11 protein-coding genes are annotated in these 15,221 nt (G+C 44.3%); 6 read left to right on the forward strand and 5 right to left on the reverse strand.

Going from position 1 to position 15,221, the window contains the following annotated elements; all coding sequences use genetic code 11:
- Positions 1-1,028 precede the first annotated feature (1,028 nt).
- The 6 genes from MSG35_RS19055 (at position 1,029) to MSG35_RS19080 (ending at position 9,091) form a co-directional block, all read left to right on the forward strand.
- Complete coding sequence (locus MSG35_RS19055; RefSeq protein WP_248384767.1) at positions 1,029-2,756, forward strand: ABC transporter ATP-binding protein; 1,728 nt, start codon at positions 1,029-1,031, stop codon at positions 2,754-2,756.
- 94 nt (positions 2,757-2,850) lie between these two features.
- On the forward strand, positions 2,851-4,404 hold the full coding sequence (locus MSG35_RS19060; RefSeq protein ID WP_048607508.1) for an ABC transporter substrate-binding protein: 1,554 nt from the start codon (positions 2,851-2,853) through the stop codon (positions 4,402-4,404).
- Between the two features lie 178 nt (positions 4,405-4,582).
- A complete protein-coding gene (locus MSG35_RS19065) occupies positions 4,583-5,560 on the forward strand; it encodes an ABC transporter permease (RefSeq protein ID WP_048612413.1) in 978 nt (325 codons plus the stop codon).
- Positions 5,561-5,562: 2 nt separating this feature from the next.
- Entirely contained in the window at positions 5,563-6,501 is a 939-nt protein-coding gene (locus MSG35_RS19070) for an ABC transporter permease (RefSeq protein ID WP_048607511.1), read from the forward strand.
- Between the two features lie 187 nt (positions 6,502-6,688).
- Positions 6,689-7,651, forward strand: a complete 963-nt coding sequence (locus MSG35_RS19075) for an SPOR domain-containing protein (protein ID WP_248384768.1) — start codon at positions 6,689-6,691, stop codon at positions 7,649-7,651.
- A gap of 198 nt (positions 7,652-7,849) precedes the next feature.
- Entirely contained in the window at positions 7,850-9,091 is a 1,242-nt protein-coding gene (locus tag MSG35_RS19080; protein ID WP_248384769.1) for an NADH:ubiquinone reductase (Na(+)-transporting) subunit B, read from the forward strand.
- Positions 9,092-9,183: 92 nt separating this feature from the next.
- On the opposite strand, the gene MSG35_RS19085 is transcribed toward MSG35_RS19080, so the two are convergent.
- The 5 genes from MSG35_RS19085 to gorA all read right to left on the reverse strand — a co-directional run bounded on the left by MSG35_RS19085 (position 9,184) and on the right by gorA (position 15,039).
- A complete protein-coding gene (locus tag MSG35_RS19085; protein WP_348983489.1) occupies positions 9,184-9,447 on the reverse strand; it encodes a DUF6482 family protein in 264 nt (87 codons plus the stop codon).
- A 130-nt stretch (positions 9,448-9,577) separates the two neighbouring features.
- Positions 9,578-11,323, reverse strand: a complete 1,746-nt coding sequence (locus MSG35_RS19090) for a hypothetical protein (RefSeq protein ID WP_248384770.1) — start codon at positions 11,321-11,323, stop codon at positions 9,578-9,580.
- Positions 11,324-11,587: 264 nt separating this feature from the next.
- A complete protein-coding gene (locus MSG35_RS19095) occupies positions 11,588-12,181 on the reverse strand; it encodes an ECF-type sigma factor (RefSeq protein WP_248384771.1) in 594 nt (197 codons plus the stop codon).
- Between the two features lie 2 nt (positions 12,182-12,183).
- On the reverse strand, positions 12,184-13,500 hold the full coding sequence (locus tag MSG35_RS19100; protein WP_248384772.1) for a serine/threonine-protein kinase: 1,317 nt from the start codon (positions 13,498-13,500) through the stop codon (positions 12,184-12,186).
- 183 nt (positions 13,501-13,683) lie between these two features.
- Positions 13,684-15,039, reverse strand: a complete 1,356-nt coding sequence (gorA, locus tag MSG35_RS19105) for a glutathione-disulfide reductase (RefSeq protein WP_048612423.1) — start codon at positions 15,037-15,039, stop codon at positions 13,684-13,686.
- Between the last annotated feature and the right edge of the window lie 182 nt (positions 15,040-15,221).

A 15,221-nucleotide genomic window follows, 5' to 3' on the forward strand; every position in this document is an offset into this window, starting at 1 on the left:
GGTGAATAGCGCAGCTTGGTAGCGCATCTGGTTTGGGACCAGAGGGTCGGGGGTTCGAATCCCTCTTCACCGACCACCTTAAGAAGCCCTAGTCGAAAGACTAGGGCTTTTTTTACATCTGAAATTTAGATAACTTGAACAGAGTGGGGTTCGCCTGATGTTCAAAGAATGCCTCTTCACCGATCACTTAAGAAGCCTCAGTCGAAAGATTGGGGCTTTTTTACATCTGTCGTTTTAGTTTTTATCGATTTTGAATGTTGAGATCTTACCGGCTTCGGCACTTTGTCTGGTGTCGCCTCTGTCTCCCCCCTTCTTATATAAGACAGATTAATATCGATCTGCTTGATTATGGTGCTGATACGGAGTTGCTTTCTTTATCAAATGTGCAGATCTATATCTAATTTTATATAAATTACACGCTCAATAATTCGACATATTAATGGGTTTGGTCTAAAGACTTTTATGAAAAGTGAAATCTAACCCTAAATTTGCTCACTAAGGCCTGAATTTGACAGCTTTCTACGCATTTGGTCGTTCAAAAACTCCTCTGATTTATTAGGCCTTTTGTTTATCTGTTTTGTATTTACCAAAATAATAAAGATGGTTAAATGTATGGTTAATTAACGTGTATCTGGTTGTTTTATTTGTTCAAATTAACAAAATTAGCATTTGTTTCTATAGTGTTAATTGTTTTTTAGAATAATTATTTGTTTTTAGTGACTGGTAGTGAGATCTGCTTTGAAGCACGGCTTTAACTCTACAAGTAAGTAGTGGTAAGGAGTTTGTGAGTATTTATTGCCGATAATATAATGTTGATTTTTCTTACTATATGCTCTTTTGGTGAATAGTTATGTGGCACTTTTGCTTGCTAAGCGTTTAATGTCGACTTTTTATCCTATTTTTGTTGCTTTTCTGTGAATTATTTGCCAAATTGTCAACCGTATAAAATATCAGAACAATATTCTGGTAAGAATGGATTCAATTTTGCAGACAGGGCAGAAAGCTGCCAAAGCAGTAGAGGTCTGGTAATGTCACTTTTAGAAGTAAAAAATCTTCGTATCGAATACCCATCTCGTCATGGAGTTCACGCCGCAGTTAAATCACTTTCGTTCAACATTGAACGTGGTGAGATTGTTGGTGTTGTAGGCGAGTCTGGTGCAGGTAAATCAACAGTAGGTAATGCTGTGATCGATTTGCTGAGCCCTCCTGGCCGCATTGCTAGCGGCGAGGTATTTCTGGATGGCGAAAAAGTCTCTGGTTTATCTCCTGAACAGATGCGTTCTGTTCGCGGCTCAAAGATTGGTTTTATCTTCCAAGACCCAATGACTTCTCTTAACCCTCTATTCACAGTAGAACAGCAGTTAAAAGAGACGATTCATGCCAACATGAAGGTTTCGGATCAAGATGCCTACCAGCGCTCATTAGACTTGATGAACCAAGTGGGTATCCCACAACCAGAAAACCGTTTAAAGCAGTACCCACACCAATTCTCTGGCGGTATGCGTCAGCGTGTGGTTATCGCGATCGCATTGGCAGGTGAACCTGATCTAATCATCGCAGATGAACCAACAACAGCACTGGATGTTTCTATCCAAGACCAGATCTTGGGTTTGATTCGCGACCTATGTATCAAGAAGAACGTAGGTTGTATGTTGGTCACGCACGACATGGGCGTTGTATCAAATGTTACCGACCGCGTAGCCGTTATGTATCGTGGTGATTTAGTTGAGTTTGGCCCAACAGCGAAAGTTCTGGGTACTCCTGAACACCCATACACACACAGTCTTATCTCTGCGGTTCCTCGTTCAGACCGCAAACTCGATCGTTTCCCTCTTGTTAGCTACATCGAAGAAGCACAAGAGATGGAACCACTGGATGTGAAAAACCACTGGTTAGGTCAAAGCCAAGATCACCGTGATTACACAGGTCCACTGTTGAACGTTGAAAACGTAAACTTGCGCTTCACCACTAAAGATTCTTTCTTTGAGAGCCGTCGTGAGTACGTTCAAGCATCCAACAACGTGAGCTTTGAAGTGCATGAAGGTGAGACGTTTGGTTTAGTAGGTGAATCAGGTTCAGGTAAATCAACGATTGCTCGTGTGATTGCTGGCTTGTACGCACCGAATTCAGGCAAGGTAACGTTTGAAGGCGTTGATCTTACTGGTCTTAAATCTGAAAAAGAACGTCGCCCAATGCGCCGCCAAATGCAGATGGTTTTCCAAAACCCTTACACATCAATGAACCCTCGAATGAAGATATTCGACATCATTGCTGAGCCTATCCGATTCCATAAACTTACGCGTAACGAGAATGAAACTCGTCAGATCGTGAACGATCTACTAGAGCACGTTGGTTTGGGCGTAATGGCCGGGGTTAAGTACCCACACGAATTCTCAGGTGGCCAACGTCAGCGTATTTCTATCGCTCGCGCCTTGGCAACTCGCCCTCGTCTTTTGATTTGTGATGAACCTACGTCGGCACTGGATGTGTCGGTACAGGCTCAGATCCTCAACCTATTAAAAGACTTACAAGACGAGCTAAACCTAACCATGCTGTTCATCAGTCACGATTTACCGGTTATTCGCCAAATGTGTGATCGTGTTGGTGTGATGCAAATGGGAGAGCTATTGGAAGTTGCGCCAACCGAGCAGCTATTCCAATCGCCTCAGCATGAATACAGCAAACACCTAATTTCTTTAATGCCTGAATTTACAGGTTTAAGAGAAGAAAAAGCAGTGGCACAAGCCGCGGTATAAAAATCAGCAGGCTGGAGTTTAGCTTGCTAAAAACAATAAACAGACGCAAATACAACAACTAGGGATCTGGATTCCCGCATGAAGGAGTTATGCAATGAAAACCATGAAAAGCAAATTAGCAGTAGCTTTAATGGCAGCTGGCCTAAGCTTTAGTGCAGCAGCAGCAGATATTACCGTTGGCTACGCAGCTGACCCTGTATCACTTGACCCGCACGAGCAGCTGTCTGGTGGCACACTGCAAATGTCTCACATGGTGTTTGACCCTCTAGTACGTTTCACAAAAGAGATGGATTTTGAAGGCCGCCTAGCATCGAGCTGGGAGCGTGTTGATGAAACGACTTTCCGCTTCAACCTACGTAAAGGTGTGAAATTCCACTCTGGTAACGAACTGACTGCTGATGATGTTGTGTGGACTTTTGAACGTCTACAAGCTTCTCCAGACTTTAAGTCTATCTTCACGCCATACGAAAAAATGGTAAAAGTGGATGACTACACAGTTGAGCTTATTTCTAAAGCGGCTTACCCACTAGTACTACAAACAGCAACGTACATCTTCCCTATGGACAGCAAGTTCTACTCTGGCCAAACAGCGGAAGGTAAAGACAAGTCTGAGCTAGTTAAGCACGGTAACTCGTTTGCTTCGACTAACGTTTCAGGTACTGGTCCGTTCATCGTAACGCAGCGTGAGCAGGGCGTTAAAGTAACGTTCGAACGTTTCAACGATTACTGGGATACAGAAACTGAAGGCAACGTAGACAAGCTAACACTTGTGCCAATCAAAGAAGACGCAACACGTGTTGCAGCACTTCTTTCTGGTGACGTAGATATGATTCACCCAGTAGCACCAAACGATCACAAGCGCGTTAAAAACGCTAAGAACATCGATCTAGTAACGCTACCTGGTACTCGTATCATCACGTTCCAAATGAACCAAAACAGCAACGAAGCTCTTAAAGATGTTCGCGTTCGTCAGGCGATTGTTCACGCAATCAACAACGAAGGCATCGTTAAGAAGATCATGAAAGGCTTCGCAACAGCCGCTGGTCAGCAAAGCCCAACAGGCTACGCGGGTCACAACGAAGACCTAGTTCCTCGTTACGATCTGAAAAAAGCGAAAGAGCTGATGAAAGAAGCGGGCTACGAAGATGGCTTTACACTAACTATGATGGCACCAAACAACCGTTACGTGAACGATGCGAAAGTAGCGCAAGCGTCTGCGGCAATGCTATCTAAGATTGGTATCAAAGTTGATCTTAAGACTATGCCTAAAGCACAGTACTGGCCTGAGTTTGACCTATGTTCAGCAGACATGATGATGATCGGCTGGCACTCAGATACAGAAGATTCAGCTAACTTCAACGAGTTCCTAACTATGACTCGTAACGAAGAAACTGGCCGTGGTCAATACAACTGTTCTGGTTACTCAAACCCAGAAATGGATGCGATTGTAGAAGCTTCTAACACTGAAACTGACCCAGTTAAGCGTGCTGAAATGCTGAAAGGCGTTGAAGCAACACTTTACAACGACGCAGCATTCGTACCTCTACACTGGCAGAGTGAAGCGTGGGGCGCGAAGTCTAACGTAGGTGCAGCAGACGTAGTAAACCCAATGGTTATGCCTTACTTCGGCGACCTAGTTGTAAAATAATCTAGCTTGCTAGAATTGAGAGCCTGAAGCTTTTCAGGCTCTCAAATTATTAAGAAATAGATTTAAGTTTCGGTATTTGGTCTTCCTTCAGTCTGGCTAAATACCTTTTTTAAGACTGAATTTTGTTATCTAGTCGCGGATTTCGATTAGATAGTCATGGATAGATAAGGGGCAAGGAATGGTTACGTTTCTGGTCAAGCGCCTGTTTCAGGCACTGATAGTGATGTTTGTGATCAGTTTGGTGGCGTTTGCCATTCAGGATAACCTGGGCGACCCGTTGCGTGAGTTAGTCGGTCAATCTGTTTCAGAATCGGAGCGTCAAGCGCTGCGTGATGAACTCGGCTTAAATGATCCCTTCATTACAAAATACACTCGCTTTGTGGGCGCAGCTCTACAAGGTGATCTTGGTACTTCATATTTCTTTAAACGCCCTGCTGTGGACGTAATCTTAGACAAATTGGTCGCGACGCTTGAACTTGTGTTTGGCGCTTCTCTGATCATTGTTTGTCTGTCGATTCCACTCGGCGTTTATTCTGCAATACACCCAAAAAGCTTCTTCACTAAACTGGTGATGGCGGGCAGTAGTATCGGTATCTCGGTACCTGTTTTCTTAACCGCAATCATGCTGATGTATGTGTTCTCTATTGAGCTCGGTTGGCTGCCGTCATTCGGACGTGGTGATACCGCAAACTGGTTTGGTTGGGAGTCTGGCTTCTTAACGCTAGATGGTCTTGCGCACTTAGTGCTGCCGAGTATTGCTCTGGCATCTATCATGCTGCCGCTGTTCATTCGTCTAGTACGTTCTGAAATGCTCGAGGTTCTTAGCTCTGAGTACATCAAGTTTGGTAAAGCAAAAGGCCTCGCGCTGAACAAGATTTACTACCAACACGCTTTGAAGAACACAATGCTACCTGTACTAACGGTAGGTGGTGTTCAAATCGGTACTATGGTGGCATACACCATTCTGACTGAAACTGTATTCCAGTGGCCGGGGACCGGCTTCCTATTCCTTGAAGCGATTAACCGAGTGGATACTCCACTGATTACCGCATACGTTATTTTCGTTGGCCTGATCTTCGTAGTAACAAACACCATTGTTGACCTGCTTTACGGCATCATTAACCCAACAGTGAACATTACAGGGAAAGGAGCATAACCATGGAACACACAACAACAGCTCCATCTCGTTGGGAGCGATTCAAGCAGTCAGACATTCTGTACTACTTCTTACGTGATAAAGTGGCAATGGTGAGCTTCGCTATCTTTGCAGCTTTCCTTGTTATGGCATTAGCGGCACCGATTCTAGCGCCAACAGACCCGTATGACGTGACGTCTATCGACATCATGGATTCTGAGTTGCCACCATCTTGGATGGAAGACGGCGAAGAACGCTTCCTACTGGGTACTGATGAGCAAGGTCGTGACATCTTATCTACGATGCTTTACGGCTCGCGTCTGTCATTGACGATCGGTTTCCTAGCGGTAGGTCTTCAGCTGACTCTCGGTATCATCATTGGCTTGTCTGCAGGTTACTTCGGTGGTCGTATTGATAGCTTCCTGATGCGTTTTGCCGATGTTCAGCTTTCGTTCTCAACCATGATGGTTGCGATCATTGTCTCGGCCATCTTTAAGGCGAGTTTCGGTAGTGACTTCTACGCGCAATATGCGGTTGTTATGCTGGTGGTGATCATCGGTATTGCTGAATGGCCGCAGTATGCTCGTACGATTCGTGCATCTGTATTGGCAGAGAAGAAGAAAGAGTACGTAGAAGCGGCACGTGTGATGGGCTTTAGAGCGCCTCGAATCATGTTCCGTCATATTCTGCCTAACTGTTTATCACCGATTTTGGTTATCTCTACGGTACAGGTGGCAAATGCCATCATGTCAGAAGCGGCACTTTCTTTCCTAGGTTTAGGTCTTCCGGTAGACCAACCGTCACTCGGTGCCCTGATCAGTACTGGTTTTAACTACATTTTCTCAGGAGCATGGTGGATCACAGCATTCCCAGGTGTGCTTTTGGTAACATTGGTTCTCGTTATTAACCTATTAGGCGACTGGTTACGCGACGTGTTTAACCCGAAAATTTATAAAGGGTGATAGCCCGGTTTGATTTTTAGTAAAAAAAGTCACTAAATTAAGAGCCGTAAGCAATTACGGCTCTTTTTTTGCTTAATGGATCTGGAACTTAGTATCATTGATAGTGTCAATAATACTTAAAATGGAATTCATGTTTTATCGACATAGATTCGGTAATAATTAGCCCGCAAGGGTTTAAGTGGTGGTTATGAAATTGACAATGAATGCTGTATGTCGTGCTGTGACGAGAAATTATCGTATGGGGCTTATCGCTGCATCTCTTTTGGTATCGAGCCAAGTGAATGCAGAGTCGGTTCTATGTGATGCAACTCAGGCAAGCACCAACCAATTACCACAGCTAGAGCAATCATGTCCGATCGGCAAGGGTGTATGGGGCAGTAAAGCGCCTAAACGTCATTCAGATAACGAACTGTTTTGGGTTCAATGTGGCCTGCTGAACAAGCCTTTGTCACTGAGCCGAGCAAAACCTCTGTATGAGAAGATCTCGACCAATGTTTGGATGAAGCCGGAAGGCGGAGACTACCGTTGCTTAATCGGACCTTACTCTACCTTCTCGGATGCGAGAAAAGACCTAACTCAGGTACGTAAGGTTCCTGGTTACGGTGAAGCCTTTATTCGAATGGTTGATAAGTCGAAAACTTCATCACAGCCTATTGTGGCAAAACCAGCAGAGCCAAAAATGGTTAAGCCTAAGGCTCCTGCAAAAGTAGAAGCTAAGCCTGCCCCGAAACCTGTGGCTGCTAAGCAAGCGGCGGCGGTAACGAGTGCGGCAGCTATTCAGACGCTACCAAGCGGTAATGCGAGTTCAGACAATGATCTAGAGATCGAGATTCGCGTGAAAGCAGACGTTGCGGGTAGCCAATATGCGATTCCTTACCTTTTAGACCATCAACAACAGTTCTACATGGAGCAAGGTAAGCCTTGGAGCCGCCTAGACTATGACAGCGCTGAATTGGTGTGTAATCAGGTCAACATGAAGCTGATGAGTGAAAAGCAATGGCAGAGCATCTTGAACTCAAAGGTTATGGAAAAACAGAACTGGCCAATGCATCTCCCTTATTGGGGCGCAGATAAGAAAGGTCTGTTTACCAACGGTAACGTCAATCAATTGAAAGGTTCTTCGCTGCTTAACGTGATGTGCGTTAAGTAGCGACGACCGTTGTTATACCAAATAAGCCTCAGCCATTGCTGGGGCTTTGTTGTTTATACACCCTTCTTTTTCAACATAGGTTTGACTTATAGACTCTCGTTCTTCAAGACGAATTTGATTAAAAGTCGCTAAAAATTGTTCAAATAGCGCGGTTGATGCGTAGAAAACCATAACTCAAGCAATAAGGTGATTGAGATTATGAGTTTAAAAAAACGATTAGAAGACGTGGCTCCACGCTTTGAAGCCGGAGGTAAGTACGAAAAACTCTACCCAGTGTATGAAGCTTTCGCGACAATATTCTATACACCCGGAAACGTAAACCACGGCATAACCCATGTTCGTGACAGCATTGACCTAAAGCGCATCATGATTCTGGTGTGGTTAGCGACCTTTCCTGCGATGTTCTGGGGGATGTATAACGTCGGACACCAGAGTGTCTCGGCACTCACATCCAGTTATCAATTAAATGAGCTTGCCTCTGTTATTGAAAGCAGCTGGCGTCTGTCGTGGGCATTTGGTGATGCGCAGTCATTGATGGCAAGTGGCTGGGCAAGTCAGATGTTGCTTGGTGCACTCTATTTTCTACCCGTTTATGCCACGGTGTTTGTGGTCGGTGGTTTTTGGGAGGTGTTGTTTGCCGTTGTACGTAAGCACGAAGTTAATGAAGGCTTCTTTGTTAGCTCTGTGCTGTTTGCACTCATCCTCCCGCCAACCATCCCGCTTTGGCAAGCCGCTTTAGGTATCACCTTTGGTATCGTTGTCGCCAAAGAGCTGTTCGGTGGTACAGGACGAAACTTCTTGAATCCAGCCCTTGCAGGCCGCGCGTTTCTCTATTTCGCCTATCCAGCCAACATGTCGGGTGGGCTTGTGTGGGTTGCCGCTGACGGCTATTCAGGCGCGACACCGCTGAGTCAATGGTATGAAGGTGGCAGTTCGTCACTGATCAACAACATGACTGGTGAGGCGATCACTTGGATGGATGCCTTTATCGGTAATATTCCAGGTTCGATGGGTGAGGTGTCGTCACTGCTTATCATGCTGACGGGGTTGATTCTGATAGCGATGAAGATAGCTTCTTGGCGCATTGTCGCCGGTGTGATTGTTGGTCTCGTCGTGACATCTAGCTTGATGAATTGGATAGGGTCAGAGACTAACTCGATGTTTTCGATGCCTTTCTATTGGCACTTCGTGTTAGGTGGTGTCGCGTTTGGTACTTTCTTTATGGCGACAGACCCGGTTTCCGCGGCGTTCACTAATCAGAGTAAGTGGGCCTATGGTATTTTGATCGGCGTGATGACAGTCGGTATTCGAGTGCTTAATCCAGCCTACCCAGAGGGCATTATGCTGGCTATCTTGTTCGCCAACCTGTTTGCTCCGCTATTCGACTTTGTAGTGAAAGAGCAGAACATTAAACGAAGACTTAAACGGACATCGCGCTAATCTAAGTGGTTAAAAGTGAAAGTGACTCCCATAAGAAAGGCTTGCATTGATGCAAGCCTTTCAATTTTTATCGCGATCGATTTGAGGTTGATTTAACTCCACTTCAAATCAATCTCGAAAGGCTGTGTGCTACCACAATGCTCACCGCACATCTCGTCGTAAGCACTGTTATGAACCAGCATTGCTGATGCGACACCTTGGTCGCTAAAGTGATCACGAGCTTGGTTAACACTCAAAAACTTCATAGGATGCTGGTGGTCATCTTTGATTAATTGCTTTTGCTCGCCAATAACTTGGTAAGCCAAGTAGATCCCGCCTTCGAATGATTCAATTAGTAGATTCATAACAAACTCCATTTTTGTTCTAGATAGGTCTTTGTTGTGGTATCTACGTTGATAGTTGTTTGAAGGTTCATGTGGAGTAAGAATGAAAAAACCAGAAGCACGGCTTCTGGTTTTTGATTAAGTCATCAAACTAATTCAGTGATTAGTTGATTTTCTGCATGATGCTAACACGACCATCGGTGTTACCTGTGTTATCCATCTTGCGACGGATAAGTAGGCCTTCATCCCAGTTGGTGCCAGCTGGTTGGTATTCCCACTTTACGAAGTACTCATTATCGCTATCACAAGTATTGTCCTCAGGAATGCTTGAATCTGGGTCAAAATCATCTTGGTCGCAGAAACGAACTACTGTGTTCAGTTCTGTTAGTGTTGCTTTTGAAGCTCGGTCTGTTTGACCAAACCACCAGTAATCGATAGCGCCTAACTCCGCGTAGGTTGCATCAAACTGCCCCATATCTTCTGGTGAAGATTGGCCGCCGTTTTCGCTGCCACACTCAAAACCTGATGTAGTTACTTTTGTTGTGCCGAACACCATGGTACTTACGGCAACTTCGCCATTGTCACAGTACTCTGTCGTTTGCCATGTACCTGTGAAATCCACGTAACGTTCAGAATCTTTTGCTGGAATTTCGTAGTAGTACGCAACACGCTCTGTTACGCGAGATGGGTTATTGCTAGCGTTGCTACCCAGAGTTTCTTTCTTAACGATCTCAGAATAAATGCCTGTTACAGGATCGAAAGAGCCAGAAGTAGTATCACGAATCCAGTTTGATGTGTTGCTGTCTTCATCTTTGTCATCCCAGACATTGTTTGCTGTGTAGTGATTCAAGTCTGATGCTTTTTGTGCATCAAATGGCTTCCATCCTTCGATGTCAGCGGCTGTGAACTCTTCGTCAGCGGTTGTTGATTTTGCTAAGTCTCGCAGTTTGTAGGCAAAAGCATCATCGAGAACATATGCAGTATCAGGTGTAAGGTCGCCATTCTCATGGTCTATTTGGTTATCACCATCAATATCACAACCTTTCCTTTCTGTATCTTCTTCTTCGATCCATTGGTTTGTCGCATCAGAAACACATGTTAGGTACTGTTCAGCAAAGCTTTCTGATAACGAATAGTCGTTAGATCCCGTAAGCATCGTTACTGAGTCCGCAGAGTTCACTTTGAACGTCATCTCGGTCATGCCGCGAGTACGCTTGAACATTTCCTCTTCCATTAGCTTGTCAGCGTGGACGTAGGTGAATTGGTCTGAATTCTGGGTTACATCAATGTAACGAACGAATTTACCAGCAGTGATAAATGGGTTTGCAGAGTCATCACCGCGTTCCATTGAGCCAAACGCAGACTGCATATGCGTTAGAGCATCGCTTTCTGAAGTGATATTTGCAGCTTCTACGCCCATCGCATCTAGGAAAGCAATCACGCTTGCACGGTCATCAAGACTTAGATCTTTCATCTTCGCTAACGTAGCTGCATCAGGAGCACGCAGCACATCTGGAATTGTCAGTATTTCATCTGAAGTGTTACCAAACTGGTTATCCAGAGATTGAAGTAAAATTGCTAGGTTAAGTGCGCGAGCGTATTTACCTGCCGCTTCAAATGGAGTCAGTACATCACGATTTGATGCTGCGCCTACTTTTAAGCCGTTTTCACCACCAATGAAGAAGGTCACAGTGTCGTTAGTTTTAGCGGTAAATTCGCCTTCGCTATTTGTAACACCGTTTAAGCCAGAACTGGTGTTGTAGTAGATACCTTCAACAGCAGCATCGATAAATTTGTTGGTTGTTGTTGATGGTTCTATCGGTGTTGTGACACCTGAATTAGAACTGTCGCTACCACAACCTGTTAAAGCCACTGCAATCGCTGCTGCGAGAATACTCACTTTTTTCATTACTCGTACATCCTTTATGTAATAGAATTATTTGTTATTTTTATGCGTGTGATTTTATAGTGCGCGATTGTAGTGTGATATTCATTCCAAGTTAAGTGTGTGAAATGCTGTTCGGTTAATAAATATTCAAACCATACGGTAAAAAACACAAAAAGCCGACAGATGTCAGGTTTTTCATAATATCACTTTGACTTACAAGAGCTTAGTTTGAACTGTGCCCCTGTTACAAGGCACGAAATTTGAGTGAAATACCGTAAATTATTTTCAATAAATTGGGTTGTGCTGCGTGTTTACTTTCCTCGTTAACCAACAGCGAGAGAACTTTAAATCCTTTTCAATTAGGCTGTCGCTACAAGCTAGTAGCTGGCTAATTTCTTGAGTTTGAAGCCCCATAAGGTATTTCAGTTTGAATGCTTGTGATTGCCTTGGGTAATTTAAAGTAAAGTGGTCAACAGCCTTATCCATAATGATTAGCTGCTCGAAATGCCTTTCTTCTTGAGGAGGAACTTTTGTGGGGAGTTGGCGTTTCTGTGCTTGTTGACGTCGAGCGTTATCGATGAGTATTTGTCGCATGATTTTTGCTGCCATTAACAGAAAATCACGAGTGTCTTTTATTGATTGAGTATCAGCAAAAGAGAGCTTTAGGTAAGCATCGTGAACTAACGCCGTTGTGTTGTTGATGTTATTCCAAGACACCCAACAGTTTTGCTCATGCTTGATTGTGCTCCTCTTTCTCTCTTTTTGAGCGAGATCGTAGAGGTGGGCGTAAGCGAAGCGATAGAGTTTCTGTTCTGCCCATTTATGCCCCGCTTTCCAATCTCTGATGATCGACTCCATATCAGTCAGTTGGTTACTCATGGTTAGCAGTTTCCTTTTGTTGATTTTGTCCTAGTTGTTTGTGGGGCAATTATTCGTAACAGTTTCATCTTTGTTTTTGTTGGTATACCAGGATCGCCTAAAACCGCTTTATGGGTATGTTTTAGTACTGTATTGATCGATGCTTTCGACTTAGGGCTCTCTTTTATTTGAGAAAGCGTTCGGACAAATTGCCTTGTGACTCTTTCTGAAGCGCGCTTTTCTATCTGAAGTTGTTGGTTTTTTTTGATCAAAGGCGTGTAGAAACCTACACCACACCAAATGAGCACAGTAGATAAGGCACATTGAATTGGACTGCGTTGGCATAGCTTCAGAGCGGAATAAAATGGTTGGTCTTGATATGCGGAGATTGGACGACAAGCGATTAGCTGCGTAATGTCGTTGTAGAGTTCATTGGTGCTCGAATAGCGTAGTAAGGCGTGGCGTCGTGTCGCTTTTTGAATTATGCAGTTTAGATCCCCCTGGCTTATCGGTAGTTTAGGAAACATGAAGTTTAAGATCTTTCCTAGAGCGTAAATATCGCATTGGACTGTGGGAGGGCTTCCGCTGATTTGCTCTGGACTAGCGTAGTCATGACTGTAGGCATTGATTGTGAGTGGGTGAGTTGATAACTGGTCACTGATTCCTCTCATTAAATTAAAGTCGAGTATCTTTGGGTTCCCCTCACAATCGATTAATATATTTTCTGGCTTTAAGTCGGTATGCAGCACTTGGTGCCTATGGGCATGTGAGATAGCCGCACACACCTTTAAAAATAGATTGAGCTTTTTTGGGGAACTCAGGTTGTAGGTCGCAAGGTACTCGTTCAACGTGCAACCTTTAATATGTTCCATAACGATGTAGACAGACCCTTCATGTGTCCCTCCATCGATCACCTTGGTTATATATGGGTGATTCAACGTCGCAAGCGCTTGTGCTTCTTGAAACAGATACTCTTTATCTATGAGGTGAGATAAAGCGGGTTGAATGAGTTTTATGGCAAGATCTTGATGGAATGTCTTATCCACTCGAGTAGCAGCATAGACAATACCAATACCGCCACGACCTATTTCGTAAGATAGGTGGTATTTATCAATGTATGTATCAGAGAAGTTAGCTTTTTTGTCGGTAGCTTGAAGTGCGCTTACACCAAAGATGTGTGTAAGAGGCTCTAGATCTGACGAGCAGAGAAGGGGATAAATCTTGTTATACAGTTCGACTTGGTGTGATTTTAATTCTTTTAGGTATTTTGTTTTTTCTGCCTCAGATAGGTCCAATAATTGATAAAAAAGATCGGTTATATGGGTGTTGGCTACTGACATTGTCGCTTGTTCAAGAATTATTATGAACGGGATTCTATAAGTACGAGCTATAGATTTTGCTGAGATTTGACAATCTTTTATAATTTTTTATATATCAGTGCTTTGTGCGTTCTTTTTTTGTTCAATCTGGTTAATAAAAAGCAGGCTTAAGCCTGCTTCTATCTTTAATCTTATGATCTGCGATTAACGCATGGTCACAAATTCTTCGCTGCCCGTTGGGTGAATTGCCACAACAGAGTCGAAGTCTGCTTTGGTTGCGCCCATCTTCATTGCAACGCCGAAGCCTTGAATCATTTCATCAACCGTGAAGCCGATGCCGTGTAGGCCAACTACAGTCTCTTCTTCGCCAGCACATACTAGCTTCATCTTACAAGGTTGACGGTGCTTGGTTACTGCTGTGTACATTGCCGTGAAGCCCGACGTGTAAACCTTGATGTTGTCTTTGCCGTATTGCTCTTCAGCTTCTTGAGTCGTTAGACCAATTGTGCCGATAGGTGGGTGGCTGAATACAACCGTAGGCACTAGCTTGTAGTCCATTTTCGCGTTGGTTTGGCCGTTGAATAGGCGCTCTGAAAGCTGACGACCTGCTTTAACAGCAACAGGTGTTAGCTCGATGCCACCTTCCATGATGTCACCAACACAGTAGATGCCAGGAACGTTGGTTGCTTGGAACTCGTCTACTTTGATGTAGCCACGGTCGTTCGTTGCAACGCCAGTTGATGCTAGGTTGATAGCGTCAGTTGCTGGGTGGCGACCGATAGCCCAGATTAGGTGGTCAACGTTTTGAGTGTTGCCGTTCTCTAGGTGCAGAGTCAATGTGCCGTCTGCTTCTTTTACTACTTCTTTTGGAACAGAGTGTGTATGCAGTGTTGGGCCTTCCGCTTCCATTACTTCAACCAATGTCTCGATGATCATTGGGTCGAAGCTACGAAGTGGTGACTCTTTACGACAGAACAGGTGTGTTTCTGTGCCAAGTGCGCTTAGTACGCCTGCGATTTCTACTGCGATGTAGCCTGCACCGATAACAGCAACACGTTTAGGTTGCTCCATTAGGTCGAAGAAGCCATTTGAATCGATGCCGTATTCTGCGCCTGGGATGTTTGGAATGGTTGGACGACCACCAACTGCGATCAGGATGTGGTCAGCTGTGTAGTGTTCACCGTTAACTTCAACAGTCTTCTCGTCAACGAACTTAGCAAAGCCTTTGATTACGTTTACTTTGTTGTTACCAAGAACGCGATCGTAAGATTGGTGGATACGACCAATGTACGCTTGGCGGTTTTCCACTAATTTGCTCCAGTTGAAGCCTTTTACGTCAACGTCGAAGCCGTAATCTTCAGAGTATAGGTTGATAGCTTCAGCAACTTGAGCGCCGTGCCACATTACCTTTTTAGGAACACAACCAACGTTTACACAAGTACCACCAAGGTCTTGAGCTTCGATAAGTGCAACCTTTGCACCGTGCATTGCTGCGCGGTTTGCTGATGCGATGCCGCCTGAACCGCCGCCGATACAGATGTAATCAAAATGAGTCGCCATTACTTTCTCCATTTATTGAAGGCTGTGGGTACAGTGAGCGCACTGAACACCTACGTCCTATAGATTCTTAAATTGTCTAATTATTATATTGAGGGCAGATCGGTTGAACTCAATCTCCCTGCTTAAAATTTATTCGTGTACGTCACAATCTGCTGAATATTCGTCAGAGCATGACGTTAAGT

Source organism: Vibrio sp. 1CM23M (assembly GCF_023161755.1).
Classification (GTDB): Bacteria; Pseudomonadota; Gammaproteobacteria; order Enterobacterales; family Vibrionaceae; genus Vibrio; species Vibrio coralliirubri.